This window comes from Bacillus sp. FJAT-29937, from assembly GCF_001509555.1.
GTDB lineage: Bacteria > Bacillota > Bacilli > Bacillales > Cytobacillaceae > Cytobacillus.
On sequence record NZ_LMAS01000003.1, the window covers coordinates 140,634 to 160,163 of the forward strand.

At 37.9% G+C, this 19,530-nt stretch carries 18 protein-coding genes; all 18 read left to right on the forward strand.

Features of this window, described 5'->3' with window-relative positions; all coding sequences use genetic code 11:
- Nucleotides 1–34: 34 nt before the first annotated feature.
- The 18 genes from AR328_RS07025 to lpdA all read left to right on the forward strand — a co-directional run bounded on the left by AR328_RS07025 (nt 35) and on the right by lpdA (nt 19,498).
- Nucleotides 35–1,264 carry an ABC transporter substrate-binding protein gene (locus AR328_RS07025; protein ID WP_066292381.1) on the forward strand — a complete coding sequence of 410 codons (1,230 nt, stop codon included), beginning with the start codon at nt 35–37 and terminating at the stop codon, nt 1,262–1,264.
- A 245-nt stretch (nt 1,265–1,509) separates the two neighbouring features.
- Nucleotides 1,510–2,682 carry an iron-containing alcohol dehydrogenase gene (locus AR328_RS07030; RefSeq protein ID WP_066292383.1) on the forward strand — a complete coding sequence of 391 codons (1,173 nt, stop codon included), beginning with the start codon at nt 1,510–1,512 and terminating at the stop codon, nt 2,680–2,682.
- A complete protein-coding gene (locus tag AR328_RS07035; protein WP_066292385.1) occupies nt 2,669–3,427 on the forward strand; it encodes a glucose 1-dehydrogenase in 759 nt (252 codons plus the stop codon). Before AR328_RS07030 ends, AR328_RS07035 begins: the two co-directional genes overlap by 14 nt.
- A gap of 21 nt (nt 3,428–3,448) precedes the next feature.
- On the forward strand, nt 3,449–4,687 hold the full coding sequence (locus AR328_RS07040) for an ABC transporter substrate-binding protein (protein WP_066292388.1): 1,239 nt from the start codon (nt 3,449–3,451) through the stop codon (nt 4,685–4,687).
- A gap of 25 nt (nt 4,688–4,712) precedes the next feature.
- Nucleotides 4,713–5,954 carry an ABC transporter substrate-binding protein gene (locus AR328_RS07045; protein WP_066292393.1) on the forward strand — a complete coding sequence of 414 codons (1,242 nt, stop codon included), beginning with the start codon at nt 4,713–4,715 and terminating at the stop codon, nt 5,952–5,954.
- 139 nt (nt 5,955–6,093) lie between these two features.
- Nucleotides 6,094–6,978, forward strand: coding sequence for a branched-chain amino acid ABC transporter permease (locus AR328_RS07050; RefSeq protein ID WP_066292396.1), 885 nt, complete (start codon nt 6,094–6,096; stop codon nt 6,976–6,978).
- Nucleotides 6,975–7,988: a branched-chain amino acid ABC transporter permease gene (locus AR328_RS07055; protein WP_066292399.1), complete on the forward strand. Its 1,014-nt coding sequence runs from the start codon at nt 6,975–6,977 to the stop codon at nt 7,986–7,988. The genes AR328_RS07050 and AR328_RS07055 overlap by 4 nt, the downstream gene beginning before the upstream one ends.
- Nucleotides 7,963–8,694: an ABC transporter ATP-binding protein gene (locus AR328_RS07060; RefSeq protein WP_231734778.1), complete on the forward strand. Its 732-nt coding sequence runs from the start codon at nt 7,963–7,965 to the stop codon at nt 8,692–8,694. Before AR328_RS07055 ends, AR328_RS07060 begins: the two co-directional genes overlap by 26 nt.
- Nucleotides 8,687–9,391: an ABC transporter ATP-binding protein gene (locus tag AR328_RS07065; RefSeq protein WP_066292407.1), complete on the forward strand. Its 705-nt coding sequence runs from the start codon at nt 8,687–8,689 to the stop codon at nt 9,389–9,391. The genes AR328_RS07060 and AR328_RS07065 overlap by 8 nt, the downstream gene beginning before the upstream one ends.
- Nucleotides 9,392–9,402: 11 nt before the next feature.
- Nucleotides 9,403–10,407 carry a zinc-dependent alcohol dehydrogenase gene (locus tag AR328_RS07070; protein WP_066292410.1) on the forward strand — a complete coding sequence of 335 codons (1,005 nt, stop codon included), beginning with the start codon at nt 9,403–9,405 and terminating at the stop codon, nt 10,405–10,407.
- 17 nt (nt 10,408–10,424) lie between these two features.
- A complete protein-coding gene (locus AR328_RS07075; RefSeq protein WP_066292413.1) occupies nt 10,425–11,180 on the forward strand; it encodes an NADPH-dependent oxidoreductase in 756 nt (251 codons plus the stop codon).
- Nucleotides 11,181–11,205: 25 nt separating this feature from the next.
- Nucleotides 11,206–11,979, forward strand: coding sequence for an acetoin reductase (locus AR328_RS07080; protein WP_066292417.1), 774 nt, complete (start codon nt 11,206–11,208; stop codon nt 11,977–11,979).
- A 69-nt stretch (nt 11,980–12,048) separates the two neighbouring features.
- On the forward strand, nt 12,049–13,515 hold the full coding sequence (locus AR328_RS07085; RefSeq protein WP_066292418.1) for an NAD-dependent succinate-semialdehyde dehydrogenase: 1,467 nt from the start codon (nt 12,049–12,051) through the stop codon (nt 13,513–13,515).
- A 164-nt stretch (nt 13,516–13,679) separates the two neighbouring features.
- A complete protein-coding gene (locus tag AR328_RS07090; RefSeq protein ID WP_066292421.1) occupies nt 13,680–14,720 on the forward strand; it encodes a zinc-dependent alcohol dehydrogenase in 1,041 nt (346 codons plus the stop codon).
- A gap of 56 nt (nt 14,721–14,776) precedes the next feature.
- Entirely contained in the window at nt 14,777–15,766 is a 990-nt protein-coding gene (locus tag AR328_RS07095) for a thiamine pyrophosphate-dependent dehydrogenase E1 component subunit alpha (protein ID WP_066292423.1), read from the forward strand.
- A 24-nt stretch (nt 15,767–15,790) separates the two neighbouring features.
- On the forward strand, nt 15,791–16,777 hold the full coding sequence (locus tag AR328_RS07100) for an alpha-ketoacid dehydrogenase subunit beta (RefSeq protein WP_066292428.1): 987 nt from the start codon (nt 15,791–15,793) through the stop codon (nt 16,775–16,777).
- A 14-nt stretch (nt 16,778–16,791) separates the two neighbouring features.
- On the forward strand, nt 16,792–18,093 hold the full coding sequence (locus tag AR328_RS07105) for a dihydrolipoamide acetyltransferase family protein (RefSeq protein WP_066292431.1): 1,302 nt from the start codon (nt 16,792–16,794) through the stop codon (nt 18,091–18,093).
- Nucleotides 18,094–18,103: 10 nt separating this feature from the next.
- Nucleotides 18,104–19,498, forward strand: a complete 1,395-nt coding sequence (gene lpdA / locus AR328_RS07110) for a dihydrolipoyl dehydrogenase (RefSeq protein ID WP_066292433.1) — start codon at nt 18,104–18,106, stop codon at nt 19,496–19,498.
- The last annotated feature ends 32 nt before the right edge of the window (nt 19,499–19,530 follow it).

A 19,530-nucleotide genomic window follows, 5' to 3' on the forward strand; every position in this document is an offset into this window, starting at 1 on the left:
AATACAAGAAAAATTAATGATTGGAGGATATTTCATGAAAAAAATTTTTAGTATAGTGATGGTTAGTTTACTTTTGCTTTTATCGGCTTGCTCTAATGGAGCGAGTGGGGGGAGTGAATCGGAGACATTAAAAATTGGAGCTTTATATCCTTTAACAGGGAATTTGGCACTTCTTGGAGATGAAAGTTTCCGTGGTGCAGAGCTTGCTGTAGAGGAGGCCAATAAAAATGGCGGTATTGCAGGTGGAAAGCAGGTTCAACTTGTTACCGGAGATGCGGTAGATGCAGATGCCGCTCAAGGAGAAGCGAATCGATTAATCAACCAAGAAAACATAAAAACGATTGTCGGATCATATTCAAGCTCGATTTCATTTGCAGCTAGTGAAGTAGCAGAACGGAGTGGGGTGTTGTACTGGGAGCTTGGAGCAGTTTCTGACTCGATTACTGATCGTAAATACAAGTATATTTTACGCACAAATCCACCGGCTTCTTATTTCTCTGAGGAGCATTTAACTTTTATAAAAGAAGTGGTTACCAAAAAACTTGGTAAAGAGCTAGGAGATGTAAAAGTTGCTCTAGCCCATGAAGATTCTTCGTATGGAACATCGATTGCAGATGCAGTTAAAAGGATTTCAAAGGAAGAAGGAATTAATGTTGTAACGATACAAGGGTACAGTGCTACATCAAATGATTTGAGTTCCGTAATTTTGAACATTAAAAAAGCTGCACCAGATGTTTTGATAGCAGTGTCTTACTTAAACGACGCAATTCTTCTTGCAAGACAAAGTGAAGAGTTAGGTCTGAAAGTTCCAGTATTCATAGGTTCTGGCGGTGGTCATACGATGACTGATTTTAAAGATGCAATGGGAGATAAAGTGAATGGTATTTTAAATATTGATTCACCGCAATATCTAATTAATCGCGAAGCTACCCCTGGTATGGAGGAATTTACCATATTATACAAAGAAAAGTATGGTACAGAACCACGTTCCGGCCACTCTTTAATGAACTATATGGGGATGAAGGTTGTATTAGACGTGATGGACAAAGTTGGTGAAGACGATCCTGATAAATTAAAAAATGAAGCTTTAAAATATACTGCTGAAATTGGTTCTACAGCAACAGGCTGGGGGGTAGAATTTGATCAGGAAACTGGACAAAACAAGTTAAGTAAAGGATATGTGCATCAGTGGATCGATGGTGAGCTTAAAACGGTTTGGCCGGAAAATGTAGCAGTGGAAGAGCCTCAAATACAAAACAAATAAAATTAGAGTCAGTGACCGACTGTGAATTAGCATAGTCCGTTTACTGGCTCTTTTTAATTTCGAGTAAAAATTACACAAAGATAAAGAAAGTGTATAATTTTTACCCATTAATTCTTTGGAGTAAAAACTCGAAAATAGCAGAAAAGTATATTTCTATTCATAATATTCAAAAAAGTACTTTTGGCACGATACTTGCATTAAGTTATTGTGATTACTTAACTTTTTAGGCAAGGAGGATTTAAACAGTGAATTCAATAGGCTTTTTTAAAAATCCAACTCAGATTATGTATGGATTAGGGGTAACTAATCAGCTGCGAAAAATCATTGATGACCAAAACTTTAAAAATGTACTAATCATTACAGATCAGGGTATTGCAAAAACAGGACTGATTAACCAAATTACACGGCAATTGGATAATATCAATTATTCTATCTACGATCAAACACAGCCAAATCCAACTGTAACTAACTGTAATGACGCTGTAAAGATGCTTCGTGAGGTAGATGCAGATGCAGTTATAGCAATGGGTGGCGGGAGCTCAATTGATGTTGCGAAAGCGGTTTGTCTGCTGGCAACTAATGGCGGATCCATTGTTGAATATGAAGGGATTGATACGTGCGAGAAGGATCTGCTTCCATTAATCGTAATCCCAACTACTGCAGGTACAGCAAGTGAAGTAACTACCTTTACTGTAATAACTGATGAAGTGCGACAATACAAGCTGACAGTAGGCGGAATAAAGCTTGCTCCAAAATGGGCATTAGTCGATCCCCTAGTAACATTAACATTGCCAAAGCATATTACAGCATCGACTGGACTTGATGCCTTAGTGCATGCGATTGAATCATATACGTCAAAAATGGCAAATCCAATTTCGAAAGCGCTCGCAAGGGAAGCGATTCGAAAAATCAGCGGCAACTTAAGACAAGCAGTTTATAGTGGTGACAATATCACAGCTCGCGACAATATGCTTATGGGAAGCCTGCTAGCAGGATTAGCCTTTAATAATACAAGATTAGGAAATTGCCATGCTTTGAGTCATCCAGTAAGTGCGATTTATGGTGTTGCTCATGGAATTGCAAACTCCATTTTAATTCCCCATGTTATGGAATTCAATTCTTTAGCAGTACCAGAATTGTTTAGTGATATTGCTGAGGATATGGGAGAAAACCTTCAAGGATTAACATTAATGGAGAGAGCGGCAGCGGCAGTAAATGCTGTTAAAAAGCTTTCAAAGGATATTGGGATCCCTTCTTCATTTGCAGAGTTCAATGTGGACGATTCTCAACTTGACAGAATGGCAAAGGATGCGCTGTTAAGTGGAAACATCGCTGTAAACCCTAGAATCACTACATACGAAGATGTTATAGCGTTATATCGTAAATCAATCGGAGGTGTTTTAGTTGAAGTTGTTTGATTTAAGTGGGAAAACGGCGTTGGTAACAGGTGGTGGACGAGGAATCGGAAGATCCATAGCGCTTGCGTTAGCAGAAGCAGGTGCAAACGTAGCTATAACAAGCAGAACTGAAAGTGAGCTTAAGGATACCGCAGACACTATTAGGGGATTTTCCAGAAAGGCTTATTATGCAGCTGTTGATGCACGAAATCCAGAAGATATTAAAGGCTTTGTACAAGATGTAGTTAATCAAGAAGGAAAAATTGATATTTTAGTAAATGGTGCTGGAACAAATAGACGCCTATCATTTTTAGAAATAACTGAAGAGGATTGGGATTTTGTCATGTCGATCAACTTAAAGACAGCAGTCTTTACATCCCAAGCTGTAATTCCTTATATGCAGAAACAAAAATATGGGAAGATTATCAACATTGCTTCACTTACAAGTGAAGTAGCTTTTCCTAACATGGCAGCATATGCAGCAAGTAAAGGTGGAGTTTCCCAATTAACAAAGGCAATGGCTGTGGAATTTGCCAATGATGGAATCTTAGTCAATGCTATTGGACCTGGTTATTTCAAAACGGATATGACGAAAGTTCTTTTTGAAGACGAGAAAAAAGTTGAATGGATGAATTCGCGTATTCCTTTAGGAAGAACAGGTGAAGTTGAGGAATTACAAGGAGCAGCTGTGTACTTAGCTTCACGGGCTTCAGATTATGTAACAGGTCAAACCATTTATGTTGATGGAGGATGGCTAAGCAGTTAATAGCCTTACAGGGGGGGCAAAATGAAAAAGATTTTTTCTCTAATATTGATAGGATTTATATTGCTATTGTCTGCTTGCAACGGATCAGAGAAGGCCAATGGAGACGACAAAGCATCCGATACATTAAAAATTGGTGCAATATTCCCGTTATCTGGAGGTTTAGCATTACTTGGTGAAGAAAGCTACCGTGGAGTGGAGCTTGCAGTTGAACAGAGAAACAAAAATGGCGGGGTAGCAAATGGTAAAAAGGTTGAGCTTGTTAAAGGGGACGCTCCAGATGCTGATTCCGCACAGTCAGAAGCAAACCGTTTGATTAATAAAGAGAATATTAAGACAATTGTTGGATCTTATTCTTCTGGCATTGCACTGGCCGCTAGTGAAGTGACTGAAAGAAATGGTGTCTTGTTTTGGGAATATGGTGCCGTTGCAGATTCAATTACGGACCGCGGATATAATTATGTGTTGCGTACGAATCCTCCCGCATCCTACTTATCAAAAACTCACATTGATTTTATCAAAAATTATGTGGCAGATAAACTTGGGAAGAACTTAAGTGATATTAAAGTAGCGATTGCTCATGAGGATTCATCTTATGGAACAACTATTGCTGTTGAAGCAGAGAAACTAGCAGAAAAAGAGGGTATTAGCATCGTGACAATTCAGCCATATAGTGCTACCTCAAACGATTTAAGTTCTGTAGTACTAAACCTTAAAAAGGCTGAACCAGATGTCCTCATTGCAGTCTCTTATTTAAATGACGGCATTCTATTACACAGACAAAGTCAAGAATTAGGATTAAAAGTTCCAGTTGTTGTTGGCTCAGGTGGGGGTCATGATATGACTGACTTCATAGAAGGTGTTGGTAACATAGGAGATGGTATTTTCAATGTTGCATTTCCACAATACCAAATTAACCATGAATTCACACCTGGAATGGATGACTTTGTGAATCTTTATAAAGAAAAGTACGGTGAATCCCCTCGTTCTGGACACTCATTGGTACATTTTATGGGAACGAATGTACTTCTCGATGTAATTGATGAAGTTAAAGAGATTGACCCTGATAAAATGCGTGAAGCAGCTATGAATTATAAGGTAGAACCAGGCAAAACCGTAACTGGATGGGGTGTCGAGTTCGATCCAAAAACAGGACAAAACTTACTAAGTGAACCGTATGTGCATCAATGGATCGGAGGAAAGCTTTTTGCTGTATGGCCGGAAAAAGTGGCTGTACAAGAACCACAGCTAAAAAATAAATAATTAATAAAAATATGGGGGAAATTTCATGAAGAAGATTTTAAGCATAATGATGGTAGGCTTTCTTCTACTTTTAACAGCCTGCTCTGGTGGGGCAAGTGGAGATGGCAAAGGAGGCGAAAAGTCTCAGACATTAAAATTAGGTGCTTTATATCCTTTATCTGGTGGATTAGCTCTTCTAGGTGAAGAGAGCTTTCGTGGAGCAGAGCTTGCTATCGAAGAAGCGAATAAAAATGGCGGAATAGCAGGCGGAAAGACGATTGAATTGGTTAAGGGAGACGCTGTTGATGCAGATGCTGCTCAATCAGAAGCGAATCGATTAATCAATCAAGAAAATATTAAGTCTATTTTTGGATCTTATTCTAGCTCGATTTCTTTTGCAGCTAGTGAAGTTGCAGAAAGAAGCGGTGTCTTGTATTGGGAGCTTGGAGCAGTATCCGATTCCATCACTGATAGACAATACAAATATGTATTAAGAACAAATCCACCCGCTTCCTATTTCTCAAAGGTGAATGTAGATTTCATAAAGGAAGTAGTTACTAAAAAATTGGGCAAAGATTTAGGAGATATTAAAGTTGCAATTGCCCATGAAGATTCTTCTTATGGAACAACTATTGCAGATGAAGCGACAAAGCTTGCAAAAGAAGAAGGTATAAATATTGTAGCTAATCAAGGGTATAGCGCAGGAACGAATGATTTAAGCTCTGTCATATTAAATATTAAAAAAGTGGATCCAGATGTAGTAATTGCTGTTTCTTATTTGAATGACGCTATTCTTTTAGCAAGACAAAGTGAAGAGTTGGGACTAAAGATTCCAGTTTTTATCGGTAATGGCGGTGGCCATACAATGGCTGACTTTAAAGATGCGATGGGAGAAAAAGCAAACGGTATATTTGACATTGACTTCCCTCAATACCTAATTAATAAAGAATTTACACCTGGAATTGAAGAATTTATGGCACTCTATAAAGAAAAGTATGGTACAGACCCGCGTTCTGGCCACTCATTAGCTAACTATATGGGGATGAAAGTGGTTCTAGACGTATTGGATAAAGTGGGTGAAGTTGATCCTGATAAATTAAAAGAAGAAGCATTGAAATACACAGCTGAAGCCGGAAAAACAGTTACTGGTTGGGGTGTTGAGTTCAATCAAGAAAGTGGACAAAACAAGTTGAGCCAACCATATGTTCATCAATGGATTAACGGGGAGCTTAAAACAGTATGGCCTGAAAATGTAGCTGTTGAAGAACCTCAAATAGTGAATCAATAAAAATAGGTTTAAATGGATTAAGCTGAACTTTAAAATTGCACCCCCTCAGAATAAGAAAAGATTAGGAGACTTTTCTGATGGGGTGCAAGTGATTTGAGGGAGCTTCATGGATTGTATTAACGAATAGTGAGGTGTAGATATGACAATAGTTCAAACACTTATATCAGGTCTTTTGTTGGGTGGTATTTATTCATTAATTAGTATGGGTTTGAATTTAATCCTTGGGGTTGTAAGAATTGTAAACTTTGCTCACGGTGAATATCTTATGATCGCTATGTATATTAGCTTTCTATTTTATTCAATGATGGGACTTGATCCTTATGTATCTGCCGTTCTAGTAATTATTTGCCTATTTTTATTAGGTGTAATTACTCAAAGATTTATGATACAGCCAATTTTAGATACACCGGCCTCAACGAAAATATTTGCAACATTAGGGTTATCGATAGCCCTTCAAAATTTTGCCTTAATGACATTAAGTGCAAATCATCTTTCGGTTAAAACAAGCTACCAGACATCTGTTATTCATATTGGTGAACTTGCAGTAAGTATACCGAGGTTAGTTGCATTCGTAGCTGCAGTTTCAGTAGCTGCTATTTTATATCTATTTTTACAAAAAACAATGACAGGAAAAGCTATTAGAGCTGTGGCGATGCAAAGACACGCAGCATTCTTGATGGGGATTAATGTAAAGAGAATCTATCTTCTAGCTTTTGGTATCGGATCGGGCCTAGTAGGTCTTGCTGGCTCTTTGTTAATGCCAATTTACTCCGTCTATCCAACAATTGGCGCATCATTCGTCCTTATTGCATTCGTTGTTGTTGTATTAGGAGGAATGGGGAGTATGTTTGGTGCATTTTTCGGTGGATTAATTATTGGAGTAGTGGAAGCCCTTTCAGGTGTAATCTTTGATCCAGGTCTTAAAGAAGCCATTTACTTCGTGATATTCATTATGGTTTTACTGGTACGGCCTTCCGGTATATTTAGCCTCGGTAAAGGCGCAGAGGAGGTAGGCTTAAAATGATGCAATTACTGTCTAAGAGAACACTTCTAATGCTATTTGGGATTATGCTGCTTGTTGTTCCATTTGTTATTCAAAATAAATTCTATTTAAATATTTTTATCCTTATATTGTTGTATGCAACGATTGCGGGAGCTTGGAATATCTTAGGTGGATACGGTGGTCAATTATCTCTGGGTCATGCAATCTTTTTCGGATTAGGGGCTTATTCATCCACATTATTGTATCTAAATTTCGGTGTTAGTCCTTGGTTTGGATTTATTATTGCCGCGGTAATATCTATTATTGTAGGTTTATTGATTGGTTGGCCAGCATTTAGATTAAGAGGAACATATTTTACATTAACGACCATTGCATTTGCTGAAGTAATTCGCCACTTAACATTATATTTCAGGGATTTAACAAAGGGATCGATAGGAGTCAATATTCGATTTGAGCCGAGTTTTTCAAATCTTATTTTTAGAGAATATAGTACCTATTATTTTGTTGTATTAGGGTTATTTGTAATTAGTATAATCATCGCAACTTGGGTGGATAAAACAAAAATTGGTTATTATTTGAAAGCAATTCGTGAAGATGAGGATGGAGCCGAAACCCTTGGGATTAATGTAACAAAATATAAAATGATTGCTATGGCAATCAGCGCAGGAATGACTGGAATTGCCGGTGTTTTCTACGCTCAGTTTATGTTGTTCTTTGAACCAATCTCAGTTTTTAACATGAATTTCTCAGTGGAAATTGCGTTGATAGCTATTATAGGCGGGGTTGGAACGGTATTTGGGCCAGTTTTAGGGGCTTTTATTATTATCCCTCTAAATGAGCTTTTACGTTCTACTTTTCCATCATTAAATGGAATGAATTATTTAATTTATGGAATTGTATTAATCTTAATCGTATCTTTTCTGCCAAATGGCTTGCTTCCAATACTTAAGAAAATTCCAGAAAAATTGAAAGGCTTGAATAAAAAAAACATCAAGGTTGAGGATGGTGAAAAAATTGATTATTCAAGTTAAAGAAGTTTCAAAGCATTTTGGAGGATTGAAAGCAGTAAATAATGTTTCTTTTGATGTAGCTAAAAACGAAATCGTTGGCATTATTGGCCCAAATGGTGCGGGTAAAACAACGCTGTTTAACTTAATTTCTGGTTCGCTGCCAGTAACAAGTGGACAGGTAATATTCAATAACGAAGAGATTACAAGCCAAAAGCCATATATAATTTGTAAAAAAGGGATTGGAAGGACATACCAAATAGTTAAGCCTTTTGGAAATATATCTGTATTAGAAAATGTTATGGTTGGTGCCTTTAACAAAGCAACGAGCACAAAAGAGGCAAGGGAATTCAGTCTAGAGATTTTAAAAAAGGTTGGTTTATATAATAAGAAGGATCAGGTTGGAAAAAGCTTAACTATTGCTGATAAGAAGCGTCTAGAGGTTGCAAAAGCATTAGCAACACAGCCGACTGTTCTACTGTTGGATGAAGTTATGGCTGGTTTGAATCCAAGTGAGGTAAAGGAAATTCTTCCGATGATCAGAAGTTTAAGGGATAGTGGAATTACTATCATCCTTATTGAGCATATCATGGAAGTGGTTATGTCGGTTAGCGATCGCATCGTTGTAGTGCATCATGGTGAAAAAATAGCTGAAGGTACACCGACAGAAATTACGAACAATCCAGAAGTAATTAAAGCTTATCTTGGGGAGGAATTGAGCTTTGCTTAAATTACAAAATGTAAACTTATTCTACGGCGAAATCCAAGCCCTATGGGACTTATCAATGGAAATACAAGAAGGTCAAATCGCTGCATTATTAGGAGCAAATGCGGCTGGAAAATCAAGTACAATCAATGCTATTTCAGGAATTGAAAAAATTTCAAGCGGGGAAATCACCTTCTTAGGCAAAGAGATTCACAAAATGAGCCCGCATGAAATTGTGGAAGAAGGAATCATTCAAGTACCAGAAGGAAGAAAGTTGTTTAACTATATGCCAATTCAAGAAAATTTGGAGCTGGGGGCATATTCAAAACGAGCAAAAAAGGATTTCAAGAAAAACCTCCGCTTCGTATATGACTTATTCCCAATTTTAGAGGAAAGAAAAAGTCAAATGGCCGGAGATCTGAGCGGCGGGCAACAGCAAATGGTTGCTATTGCAAGAGGACTGATGTCCAACCCAAAACTATTGATAATTGATGAACTATCACTTGGGTTAGCACCAATTTTAGTGCAGCAGTTATTAAAGGACTTAGTAAATATAAGAAATACCGGAATTACTATATTACTAGTTGAACAAAATGTTCAACAGTCTTTGGCTATTGCTAGTGATGCCTATGTACTTGAAAATGGAAGACTGGCATTATCCGGAAATGCAGGGGAATTAATCAACGATCCACATCTGAAAAAAGCTTACCTCGGAATGTAGAGGTGTAATGCATGAGAGCAGCTATTAAAACAGATAATGAAGGGGAAATTATCCTTCAGGAAATTGACCAACCAAAGCTATCCAGTGGTGAAGTGCTCATTAAAGTAAAATACTGTGGTATTTGCGGGAGCGATCTTCATGCATATAAACATTCTAAAGGCTATGAATTTGTTCCAAAACCAATAGTTATGGGTCATGAATTTTCAGGCGTAGTTGTTGATGTCTTTGATGCTTCTTTAGAGCATTTAAAAGGTAAAAACGTCATCGTTGAAGCAATGAATTATTGTGGTAAATGTGAAAACTGTCTGATTGGACGCAAATCAATCTGTACTCAAAATAAAGTTATTGGTCTCCACTTCGATGGCGGTATGGCACAGTTTGTAAAAACAAAGGCACTGTATGTTAGGGAAATTCCAAATGGAATACCTCACCAATTAGCAGCTTTATGTGAGCCGATGTCTATCGCTGTACATGCCGTCCGTCAAGCAGGAGAAATTTCAAAGACTGATATGATTCTTGTGCAAGGACCAGGAATTATTGGCTTTTTTGTAAGCTTAATTCTTGCTCAGAAAGGCGCCAAGGTTTATCTGTCGGGATTGGAACAGGATTATAAAAGCAGATTGTCAAAATGCCAGACATTCGGAGTAATTCCACATATTGTTGAGTCAGGGAATTTAGATGAGAAGGTGGACATTGTATTTGAATGTTCTGGTTCAAATATAGCAGTGAAATCAGGATTCCGCAGTCTGAAAAAAGGCGGAAAGGCTGTTTTAGTAGCGTTATATGAACATGAGACCACCCTGTTTTTAACGGAATTAGTAAGAAGTGAGATACTCATTAATACTAGCTATGGGTCCAATCCAGAAGATTATGATGAGGCATTTTCTGTATTAGACTCACTATCAGAAAAATTGATAGACATTATGACGATTTATCCTTTGACTGAGGTAACACAAGCCTTTGAAGATGGGTTGAATCAAGAAGTACTAAAGCCAATACTGGCAATAAGCGAATAAAAAAAGGGGTGAATAGCATGACTCTTAATAAAGAATTAGATGGAGTACTTGAATTATTACGAAGTCATACTTCAATAAGGGATTATAAAAAGGAAGAGATTCCACTTGATAAACTGAAAAGTATGCTCGTTTCTGCCCAGCACGCAGCATCATCACACTTTGTTCAGGCTTATTCGGTTATTCACATTACAGATCCAGAGAAGAAGGACGCATTGGCTGCTCTATCAAATAATAGAAGGCAAATCGAATCTGCACCTGTATTGCTGTTATTCTGTGCAGACTTAAAACGCTTAGAATATGCATGTAAGAAACAAGGTACGAGCATTCAAAATGAAATACTTGAAAATTTCCTTGTTGCGGTCATTGATACAGCACTTTTTGCCCAAAACTTTGTCGTTGCAGCAGAATCACAAAATTATGGGATTTGCTACATAGGCGGTGTGCGAAATAACCCTGAAGAAATTAGTAAGGTTGTAGGGTTACCTGATAAAACAATTCCTTTATTCGGCATGACAGTTGGAATTCCAGATGAAACCCAATTGGTTAAACCACGTTTGCCAGTTGACGCAATTCTTCATGAAAATGTATACAACGAAGAAAAATATGATGTGCTCTTGGACGAATATGATGCTCAATTAGAAGATTACTACGAAAGTCGACTAACAAACCAGAAAACAATGAATTGGACAATCGGGATGAGTGATTTTCTATCCGTGCCAAGAAGGGAGCATATGAAATCCTTTGTGAATTCTAAAGGATTTCATTTAAAATAACCTTTTGCTAAATCGAGGGATACAAATGGAAAAAAATAAAATAGCCTTAGTTACTGGGAGCGCGGCAGGTATAGGAAGAGCAATTGCTTTAAGGCTCGCCAGCGATGGATTCGATTTAGTTGTGAATGATATCAATGAGGAATCCATAAAAAGTTTAGCTTCTGAAATTGAACAGCTTGGCCGGAGGTCTTTGGCAATAGCAGCGGATATAAGCAGTAGAGATCAGGTTTTTTCAATGGTTGACCAAGTGATAGAACATTTTGGACGGCTTGATGTCATGGTCTCAAATGCTGGTATTGTGCAGGTTAAGCCCCTTCTTGATATTACAGAAGAAGATTTAGAAAGAATTTTTCGCGTCAATGTGTTTGGAACGATGTTTTGTATGCAAGCAGCAGCAAAAGTGATGATCAAACAAAACGGTGGAAAAATTATTAATGCAAGCAGCACTTCTGGAAAAAGGGGTCATGAACTTCTAAGCCACTATTGTGCAACCAAATTTTCAGTCATTGGGCTGACTCAAGCAGCTGCAAAAGAACTTGCACCTCATGGAATTACGGTTAATGCCTATTGTCCAGGTATTGTCGGAACAGGGATGTGGGAAGAAATTGACCGCAAGATGAGTGAGTATACACATGTTCCATTAGGAGAAACCTTGAAAAATAAAATTAATGGAATTCCTTTAGGAAGAATCGAAGAGCCAACAGATGTCTCGAACTATGTTTCATTTTTAGCTTCAGAGGATTCAAATTATATGACAGGCCAAGCGGTCGTAATAGACGGCGGTATGGTATTTTCCTAAAAGCAAAGCTTAATAGTTTACATTTTTATAGGTAGTTGGTGCATGACTTGATAACGAGGAGGAATTAGAATGTTACAAGCTACAAAGCAAATATCATTGATTGATTTAGAGAATGTTAAATTATTCATAAATGGTGAGTGGAAAACTGCAAGCAATGGTTCTTCATTCTCAGTGAAGAATCCAAACACAGGTGAAGTCGTTGCAGAAGTTCCTAGAGGGGCAAAGGAAGAAACGAAAGCAGCAATTGAAGCGGCAAATGCGGCATTCCCAAAATGGGCTAAGCTTACTGCAAACGAAAGAGCGGATTATATTCTAAAAGTGCGTGATTTAATGCTGGAGCATGAGGATGAATTGGCAACGATTATGAGTTTGGAAATGGGAAAAGCCTATACAGAAGCTTGTGGGGAAGTGAAATATGCTGCTAGTTTCTTGACTTGGTATGCAGAAGAAGGACGTCGGATTTATGGAGAAACAGTCCCAGCATCCTCACCAAATAAAAGATTATTTGTTGTAAAACAGCCAGTTGGTGTAATTGCGGCCATTACCCCGTGGAATTTCCCTTTAGCTATGATGACTAGGAAACTTGGACCTGCCTTGGCTGCTGGTTGTACGGGGATTGTCAAGCCTGCAAGCCAGTCGCCATTATCAGCACTTGCTTTTGCCAGCCTTGTTCAAAAAGCGGGAATTCCAAGTGGTGTAGTTAATATTGTTGCGGGTGCAACAAGAGAAATTTCGGATGAAATCTTTAATAATCCAGTAGTGAAAAAGGTTTCTTTTACAGGATCTACTGATGTAGGGAAGAAATTGGTGGAAAAGTCTGCAGCTCAATTAAAAAAGCTTTCTTTAGAGCTTGGGGGACATGCCCCATTTATCGTATTCGAAGATGCAGATTTAGAAAAAGCAGCTGAAGGAGCTCTAGCTAGTAAATTTAGAAATGCGGGTCAAACATGTGTATGTGCAAACAGAATTTATGTTCATGAAAATATAAAAGATAAGTTTACAAACCTATTTGTTGAAAAAGTTCAGGCTTTAAAACTTGGAAATAGCTTAGACCAAACAGTACAAATTGGACCATTAGTTAGCAAAGATGGGCTAGAGAAAGTAAAAGAGCATGTAGAAGATGCTAAATCAAAAGGTGCAGAAGTTTTGACTGGCGGTAAAACAACTGGAGATCCTAACGGTTATTATTACGAGCCAACTGTTCTTGGTAATGTTACGAAAGATATGATGATCATGACAGAGGAAACTTTCGGACCGGTTGCTCCGATCACAACTTTTAGTAATGACGAGGAAGTTATCTTGGAAGCGAACAACACAGAATACGGCTTAGCAGCGTATCTTTATACATCAAACATTCAACGTGCAGTTACTGTTTCTGAAGCATTAAACTTTGGTGTAATTGGACTAAATGATGCTGTTCCTGGTGTTCCACAAGCTCCGTTTGGTGGTATGAATCATAGTGGGTACGGTCGTGAAGGCGGCCACCAAGGAATTAGGGATTATTTAGAAGAAAAGTTTATTTCTCTAGGGTTATAAGTTTTTGGGGATTTTTTCCTTATGAAAAAGAATAAAACTTTTTCATAAGGAATGTTTTCCCTTTTAAAATTAACATTGAAATCGTGAATAGATAATGGTGATTTAGCATGAATTTGCTTTTTACATTTGAAACAAATCATTAATTAATAAGCGAGTGGATTTGAATGAAAGCACTTATGAAGACAAAGCCTGGTTTTGGAAATTTGAATATACTTGATATACCTGAACCAGTATGTGATGCAACAGGAATAAAAATTAAAGTGCGTTACTCCGGTATCTGCGGAACAGATATGCATATTTATCATGATAGCTATAAGAGCTTTCCCCCAGTTGTGATTGGTCACGAATTTTCGGGAGAAGTCGTTGAATCTGGAAAAAATGTTAAAAACATTAATCCAGGAGATATTGTAATGGTGCTGCCCTCAGTTGCCTGGACATGTAAGCAATGTATGTACTGTAAACAAGGTTATTATATGTTTTGTTCCGAACGCAGAAGTATCGGCAGTGGGGTGAATGGAAGCTTTACTGAATATGTAGTTGCAAATGAAGACATGGTTTATAAGGTCCCTTCTACTATTTCATTACAAGAAGCTGCACTTGCAGAACCATTAGCGTGTGCAGTACAGGCGATTGAAGAATTAACAGAGTTTCATGCAGGTGATTGGGTTTTGCTTTCAGGGCCGGGACCAATTGGGCTTATTTGCTTAAGTTTATTAGTAAGCAAAGGGTGCAATGTGATTGTTAGCGGAACAAGCCAAGATTTAACAAGACTGAAAATAGCTAAAGATTTAGGTGCGCATACAACCGTGGATGTATTTACAGAGGATTTACAGGAAATTGTAGAACAGTTAACGGAAGGTATTGGCGTAGATGTTGTTGTTGAATGCTCGGGCGCCCCTTCAGCAGTTAATCCCTCCATAAAAGCATTAAAGAATATGGGGAAATACATACAGGTTGGAATTATCGGCAGTGATGTAGAAATGGATATAGACTCCATTTTATATAAGCAAATTCAATTATTTGGATCCTATGCACATTCCATGAAAACATGGGAAAAAGTAAAAAAGATTTTATCGAATAATACAATTGATTTAAAGCCTATTATAACGGACGTTATTCCCCTAAGTGAATGGGAAAGGGCATTTGATATCATTGAATCAAGAGAATGCGGAAAAGTATTGCTGTACTACGATTATGAAGAATAGAGAATTTTTCAGGACTCTCTATAGCATAACCACTCAATATTAAAGGGGGCTCCCTAATGGAGACAAGCACAGTCGCTAGTTTACAAAAGCTAGGGAAAGAAAAACTAAAAGATTTATTGTATCAAATGATTCTAATTCGTGATTTTGAAGAAGCCGTTGAAAATCAGTTCATGCAAGGGAAAATTCATGGAACGATGCATCTTTGTATCGGGCAAGAACCTACTGCTGTTGGTGCTTGTGCAGTTCTAACTAAAGAAGATAAGATTACTAGCACGCATCGAGGTCATGGGCATTGCATTGCTAAAGGTTCAGATGTTAAATACATGATGGCTGAACTTTTGGGGAAAGAGACTGGGTATTGTAAGGGAAAAGGCGGATCCATGCATATTGCAGATTTAGAAATAGGAAATATCGGTGCGAACGGTATTGTAGCAGGTGGTCTGCCAATTGGCTGCGGTGCAGCTTTAACTTCTAAGAAGAAAAATTTAGGCTTTGTAGTCGTTTGCTTTTTTGGTGATGGAGCGACTAACGAGGGGGCCTTCCATGAAGCTATAAATCTAGCGTCTATTTGGAAGTTGCCAGTCATATTCTTCTGTGAAAATAATCAGTATGGAATGTCTAGTTCGATTAAGGAAATGACGAACATTAATAATTTATCTGAACGGGCAAGTTCGTATGGGATTCCGGGAATAACAATAGATGGCACGGATGTCATTGCGGTTTTGGAAGAGACCCAAAAAGCGGTAGACCGTGCTAGAAGTGGAGAAGGCCCTACTTTAATAGAAGCTAAGACATATAGATGGAGAGGACACTCCAAAAGTGATGCTCGAAAATATAGAACACGTGATGAGGAACAAGATTGGATAACAAATAAAGATGGAATAAAGCTTTTTAAAGAAAAGTTATTGAATGAAGGTATTTTTACAAATGAAGAAATCATTGAAGTGGAAGTAGAAGTAAAGAGAGTAGTACATGAAGCAATTGAGTTTGCTGAAAACAGTCCGGAGCCTTCGTTAAGCTCACTAGAAGAAGACGTATATGCATAATGAAATAAAGGAAGGACGAAACTAATGCGAAAAATTACATACGCAGAAGCAATTAATGAAGCTATGTGCCAGGAAATAGAAGGGAATGAAGATGTATTTATTCTGGGTGAAGATATAGGGATTTATGGTGGTGCCTTCGGACTAACAAGAGGGATGATTGAAAAGTTAGGACCTGAAAAAGTATTAAATACTCCTATTTCTGAACAAGCAATTACTGGGGTAGCGATTGGTGCAGCTTTAATGGGTATGAGACCAATTTTGGAACTGCAATTTTCTGACTTTGTAACAGTTGCTATGGATCAAATCGTAAATCAGGCGGCAAAGTTGCGTTATATGTATGGAGGGAAGGGAAAAGTTCCTATGGTTATCCGTACTCCTGGCGGCTCTGGAGCGGGTTTTGCTGCACAGCATTCACAAAGCTTGGAGGCCTGGATGGCACATGTTCCGGGCTTAAAGGTAGTGCAGCCATCAACAGCATATGATGCGAAAGGGTTGTTTAAAGCAGCATTAGAAGATGACAATCCAGTTATTTTCTACGAACATAAGCTTTTATATAGTATGAAAGACGATGTACCTGAAGAACCCTATACTATTCCGCTAGGAAAAGCTGATATTAAGCGTGAAGGGAAAGATGTCACAGTTATTGCAACCTCTATTATGGTTCATAGGGCATTACAAGCAGCTGAGGAGCTAGAAAAAGAAGGAATTAATGTTGAGGTCATTGATCCGCGCACGTTAGTGCCGCTTGATACAGATACAATCGTTGAATCTGTGAAAAAAACCGGACGCGCTGTCGTTGTATATGAGGCAGTCCAACGTGGGGGATTTGGTGCTGAGATTGCCAGTGTCATTAATGAAAGCGAGGCATTTGATTACCTTGATGCACCTGTAGTTAGGTTAGGCGGAAAAGCAGTACCAATTCCGTATAATCCAACACTGGAAAAGAAAGCTGTCCCACAAGTTGAAGATATTAAGAACATTATAAAATCAACGGTTGGTACATATGCCTAATGGGAGGGTAGAATATGGCTGAACAAGTTTTGATGCCAAAGCTCGGGGCAACGATGGAAAAAGGAACAATTTTGAATTGGTTGAAGAATGAAGGGGAGCAAATTGAAAAAGGTGAACCTATTCTTGAAATTATGACCGATAAAATCAATCTTGAAGTGGAAGCTGCAACATCAGGCATTCTATTAAAGAAATTATATGATGTTGATGAGGAAGTAGCCGTATTGCAACCGATCGCCTATATCGGCGAGCAAGGTGAAGTGATTGGAAAAATTGAAACCAATCTTGTAGAAAATCGGATAGAAGATGAAACATTAGTAAATGAAAACATTATTTCTACAACTGGGATAGCGCAACAAACTGATACTGCTGTGCAAAAACCACGAAAAACGCCTGCAGCAAATAAGTTAGCAAAGGAAAATGGAATTAACTTACTTCAAATTAAAGGCACTGGTCCAAATAATCGCATCCATGTAAAGGATGTTGAATTATTTATTAATAGTAAACAAAAAGTTAGTCCACTAGCTAGTAAGCTTGCTAATGATAAAGACATTGACTTGACGAATATTAAAGGCACTGGATTTAACGAAAAAATCGTATCAGCAGATATTGATCTTATTAGAACACCTATAAGCCAATCAATTCAATATGCCGGCATTAGAAAAGTAATCGGAGAAAGAATGGCTCAAAGTGCTTCTACTGTCCCTCATGTAACACTAACATCAGAAGTCGAAATGACAGAAGTGATTGAATTAAGAGAGAAGCTTCTAGAAAAAATTAATAAGGTAACAGGATTCCGTTTATCCTATACTGAAATATTTATTAAGGCAGTGGCACATGCATTAAAATCACACAAAATAATAAATGCCTCACTAAACGGCAATATGATTGAACTTCATTCTGAAGTTAATATAGGTCTAGCTGTATCCGTACCGAATGGTTTAGTCGTTCCAGTTATCAAAAATGCAGATGCGATGGGACTCTCAACTCTTACTCGGGAAAATAAGAGATTAGTCAAACTCGCACGTGAAAATAAGCTGTCTCCAGAAAACTTAGCAGGTGGGACATTTACCATCAGTAATTTAGGAATGTATGCAATCGATTCATTTACACCAATTATTAATCAGCCTCAATCTGCTATTCTAGGAATTGGGCGTATCCATGAAAAGGTTGTATCTAACAATGGATCATTAGTTGCAAAGCAATTCGTTACATTGAGCCTTTCCTTTGATCATCGTGTAATTGATGGTGCACCAGCAGCAGAGTTTCTCACTGAACTTAATAAAATTTTAGAAAATCCTTACGAATTGATAGTTTGAGGTGAGAAATATGAAAATATACGATTTGGTAGTAGTTGGAGGAGGACCTGGAGGCTATGTTGCTGCAGAGCATGCAGCAAAAGAAGGTATGTCAGTCGCCCTTATTGAAAATCAATATCTTGGCGGTACATGCTTAAATACCGGGTGTATTCCTTCGAAAACTCTCCTTAGGCATTCCGAATTCCTCGATATGATAGAGAAAGCAAAAAAATGGGGAATAGAAGTTGAAAATATCAGTCTTTCTTTCGAAAAAATGATGAAGCGGAAATCCAGTGTTGTAGAAAATTTGCGAAGAGGGGTAGAATTTCTTCTGCAAAGTGCAAATGTCGATATTTATAATGGGTTGGCAACCGTTCATTCTAACTATCAAGTTATCATTGAGAAAAATAGTACTCAACTAGAAGTGTATGGGAAAAAAATTATCATCGCAACTGGTTCAAAACCTTACATTCCACCGATTCAAGGAGTTGAGCGGATAAAGGTTCATACAAGCGATTCAATTTTCGATTTAGATTATTTACCGAAATCGATTGTAATTGTTGGTGGTGGAATTATCGGAGTGGAGTTTGCTTGTATTTTTTCAAGTTTGAACGTGGACGTGACTATCATTGAAATGGGGTCAAGGATAATAGCCACAGAAGATGAAGAGGCGTCCAAATTAATGACAAGAGAACTTAAGAAAAAAGGGATTACCATTTATACTTCTGCAAAAGTAGTAGAGGCTGGTGAAATTGGTTCAGAAAAAGCAATAACTGTTGAGTTTGAAAATTTGGACCGTGTGACAGTTTCTTCAGAAGAAGTTCTATTTGCCTCTGGCCGTAAACCAAACTTAGCTGGTGTAGAGAGAATAGGATTAAAAATGAATGGTCCATTTATTGCTGTTAATAAACATATGGAAACAAGCTGTCCAAATATTTATGCAGTAGGAGATGTAATTGGCGGTTGGCAATTGGCTCATGTTGCAAGTGCAGAAGGGATAGTAGCAGCTGCAAATGCGTCCGGCTCAGTTAAGGAAATTGACTATAAAGTAGTACCTCGCTGCATCTATACATTTCCAGAGATAGCTAGTGTTGGGGTATCGGAAAAAGAGGCAAAAGAAAGAGGATATTCTTATCGTACCGAGACGCTGCAGTTAAGAGCGATTGGCAAAACATTATCAATGGACGAGGCGAACGGATTTATCAAACTTATTGCGGATGATCAATATGGCGAAATTCTTGGAGCTGTAATGGTTGGACCTAATGTAACCGAAATAATTTCTGAAGTATCAACAGCTATTTTTCTAGAAGGAACTGTAAATGAGTTGGCTTCTTTAATTCATCCACACCCATCTGTAACAGAAGGAATATGGGAAGTAGCAAGGAAATGGCTGGAGAGACAGAAAAGTTTAATTAACCAAAATTAGAGTTAGATCCTAGGCACCTTAGCAAATTAGCT

Coding starts and splice junctions, on each gene's coding strand:
- AR328_RS07100 (WP_066292428.1), top strand. CDS start 15,791: ATGCGAAAAATTACATACGCAGAAGCAATTAATGAAGCTATGTGCCAG.
- AR328_RS07105 (WP_066292431.1), top strand. CDS start 16,792: ATGGCTGAACAAGTTTTGATGCCAAAGCTCGGGGCAACGATGGAAAAA.
- AR328_RS07040 (WP_066292388.1), top strand. CDS start 3,449: ATGAAAAAGATTTTTTCTCTAATATTGATAGGATTTATATTGCTATTG.
- AR328_RS07075 (WP_066292413.1), top strand. CDS start 10,425: ATGACTCTTAATAAAGAATTAGATGGAGTACTTGAATTATTACGAAGT.
- AR328_RS07090 (WP_066292421.1), top strand. CDS start 13,680: ATGAAAGCACTTATGAAGACAAAGCCTGGTTTTGGAAATTTGAATATA.
- AR328_RS07085 (WP_066292418.1), top strand. CDS start 12,049: ATGTTACAAGCTACAAAGCAAATATCATTGATTGATTTAGAGAATGTT.
- AR328_RS07055 (WP_066292399.1), top strand. CDS start 6,975: ATGATGCAATTACTGTCTAAGAGAACACTTCTAATGCTATTTGGGATT.
- AR328_RS07025 (WP_066292381.1), top strand. CDS start 35: ATGAAAAAAATTTTTAGTATAGTGATGGTTAGTTTACTTTTGCTTTTA.
- lpdA (WP_066292433.1), top strand. CDS start 18,104: ATGAAAATATACGATTTGGTAGTAGTTGGAGGAGGACCTGGAGGCTAT.
- AR328_RS07080 (WP_066292417.1), top strand. CDS start 11,206: ATGGAAAAAAATAAAATAGCCTTAGTTACTGGGAGCGCGGCAGGTATA.
- AR328_RS07050 (WP_066292396.1), top strand. CDS start 6,094: ATGACAATAGTTCAAACACTTATATCAGGTCTTTTGTTGGGTGGTATT.
- AR328_RS07045 (WP_066292393.1), top strand. CDS start 4,713: ATGAAGAAGATTTTAAGCATAATGATGGTAGGCTTTCTTCTACTTTTA.
- AR328_RS07095 (WP_066292423.1), top strand. CDS start 14,777: ATGGAGACAAGCACAGTCGCTAGTTTACAAAAGCTAGGGAAAGAAAAA.
- AR328_RS07070 (WP_066292410.1), top strand. CDS start 9,403: ATGAGAGCAGCTATTAAAACAGATAATGAAGGGGAAATTATCCTTCAG.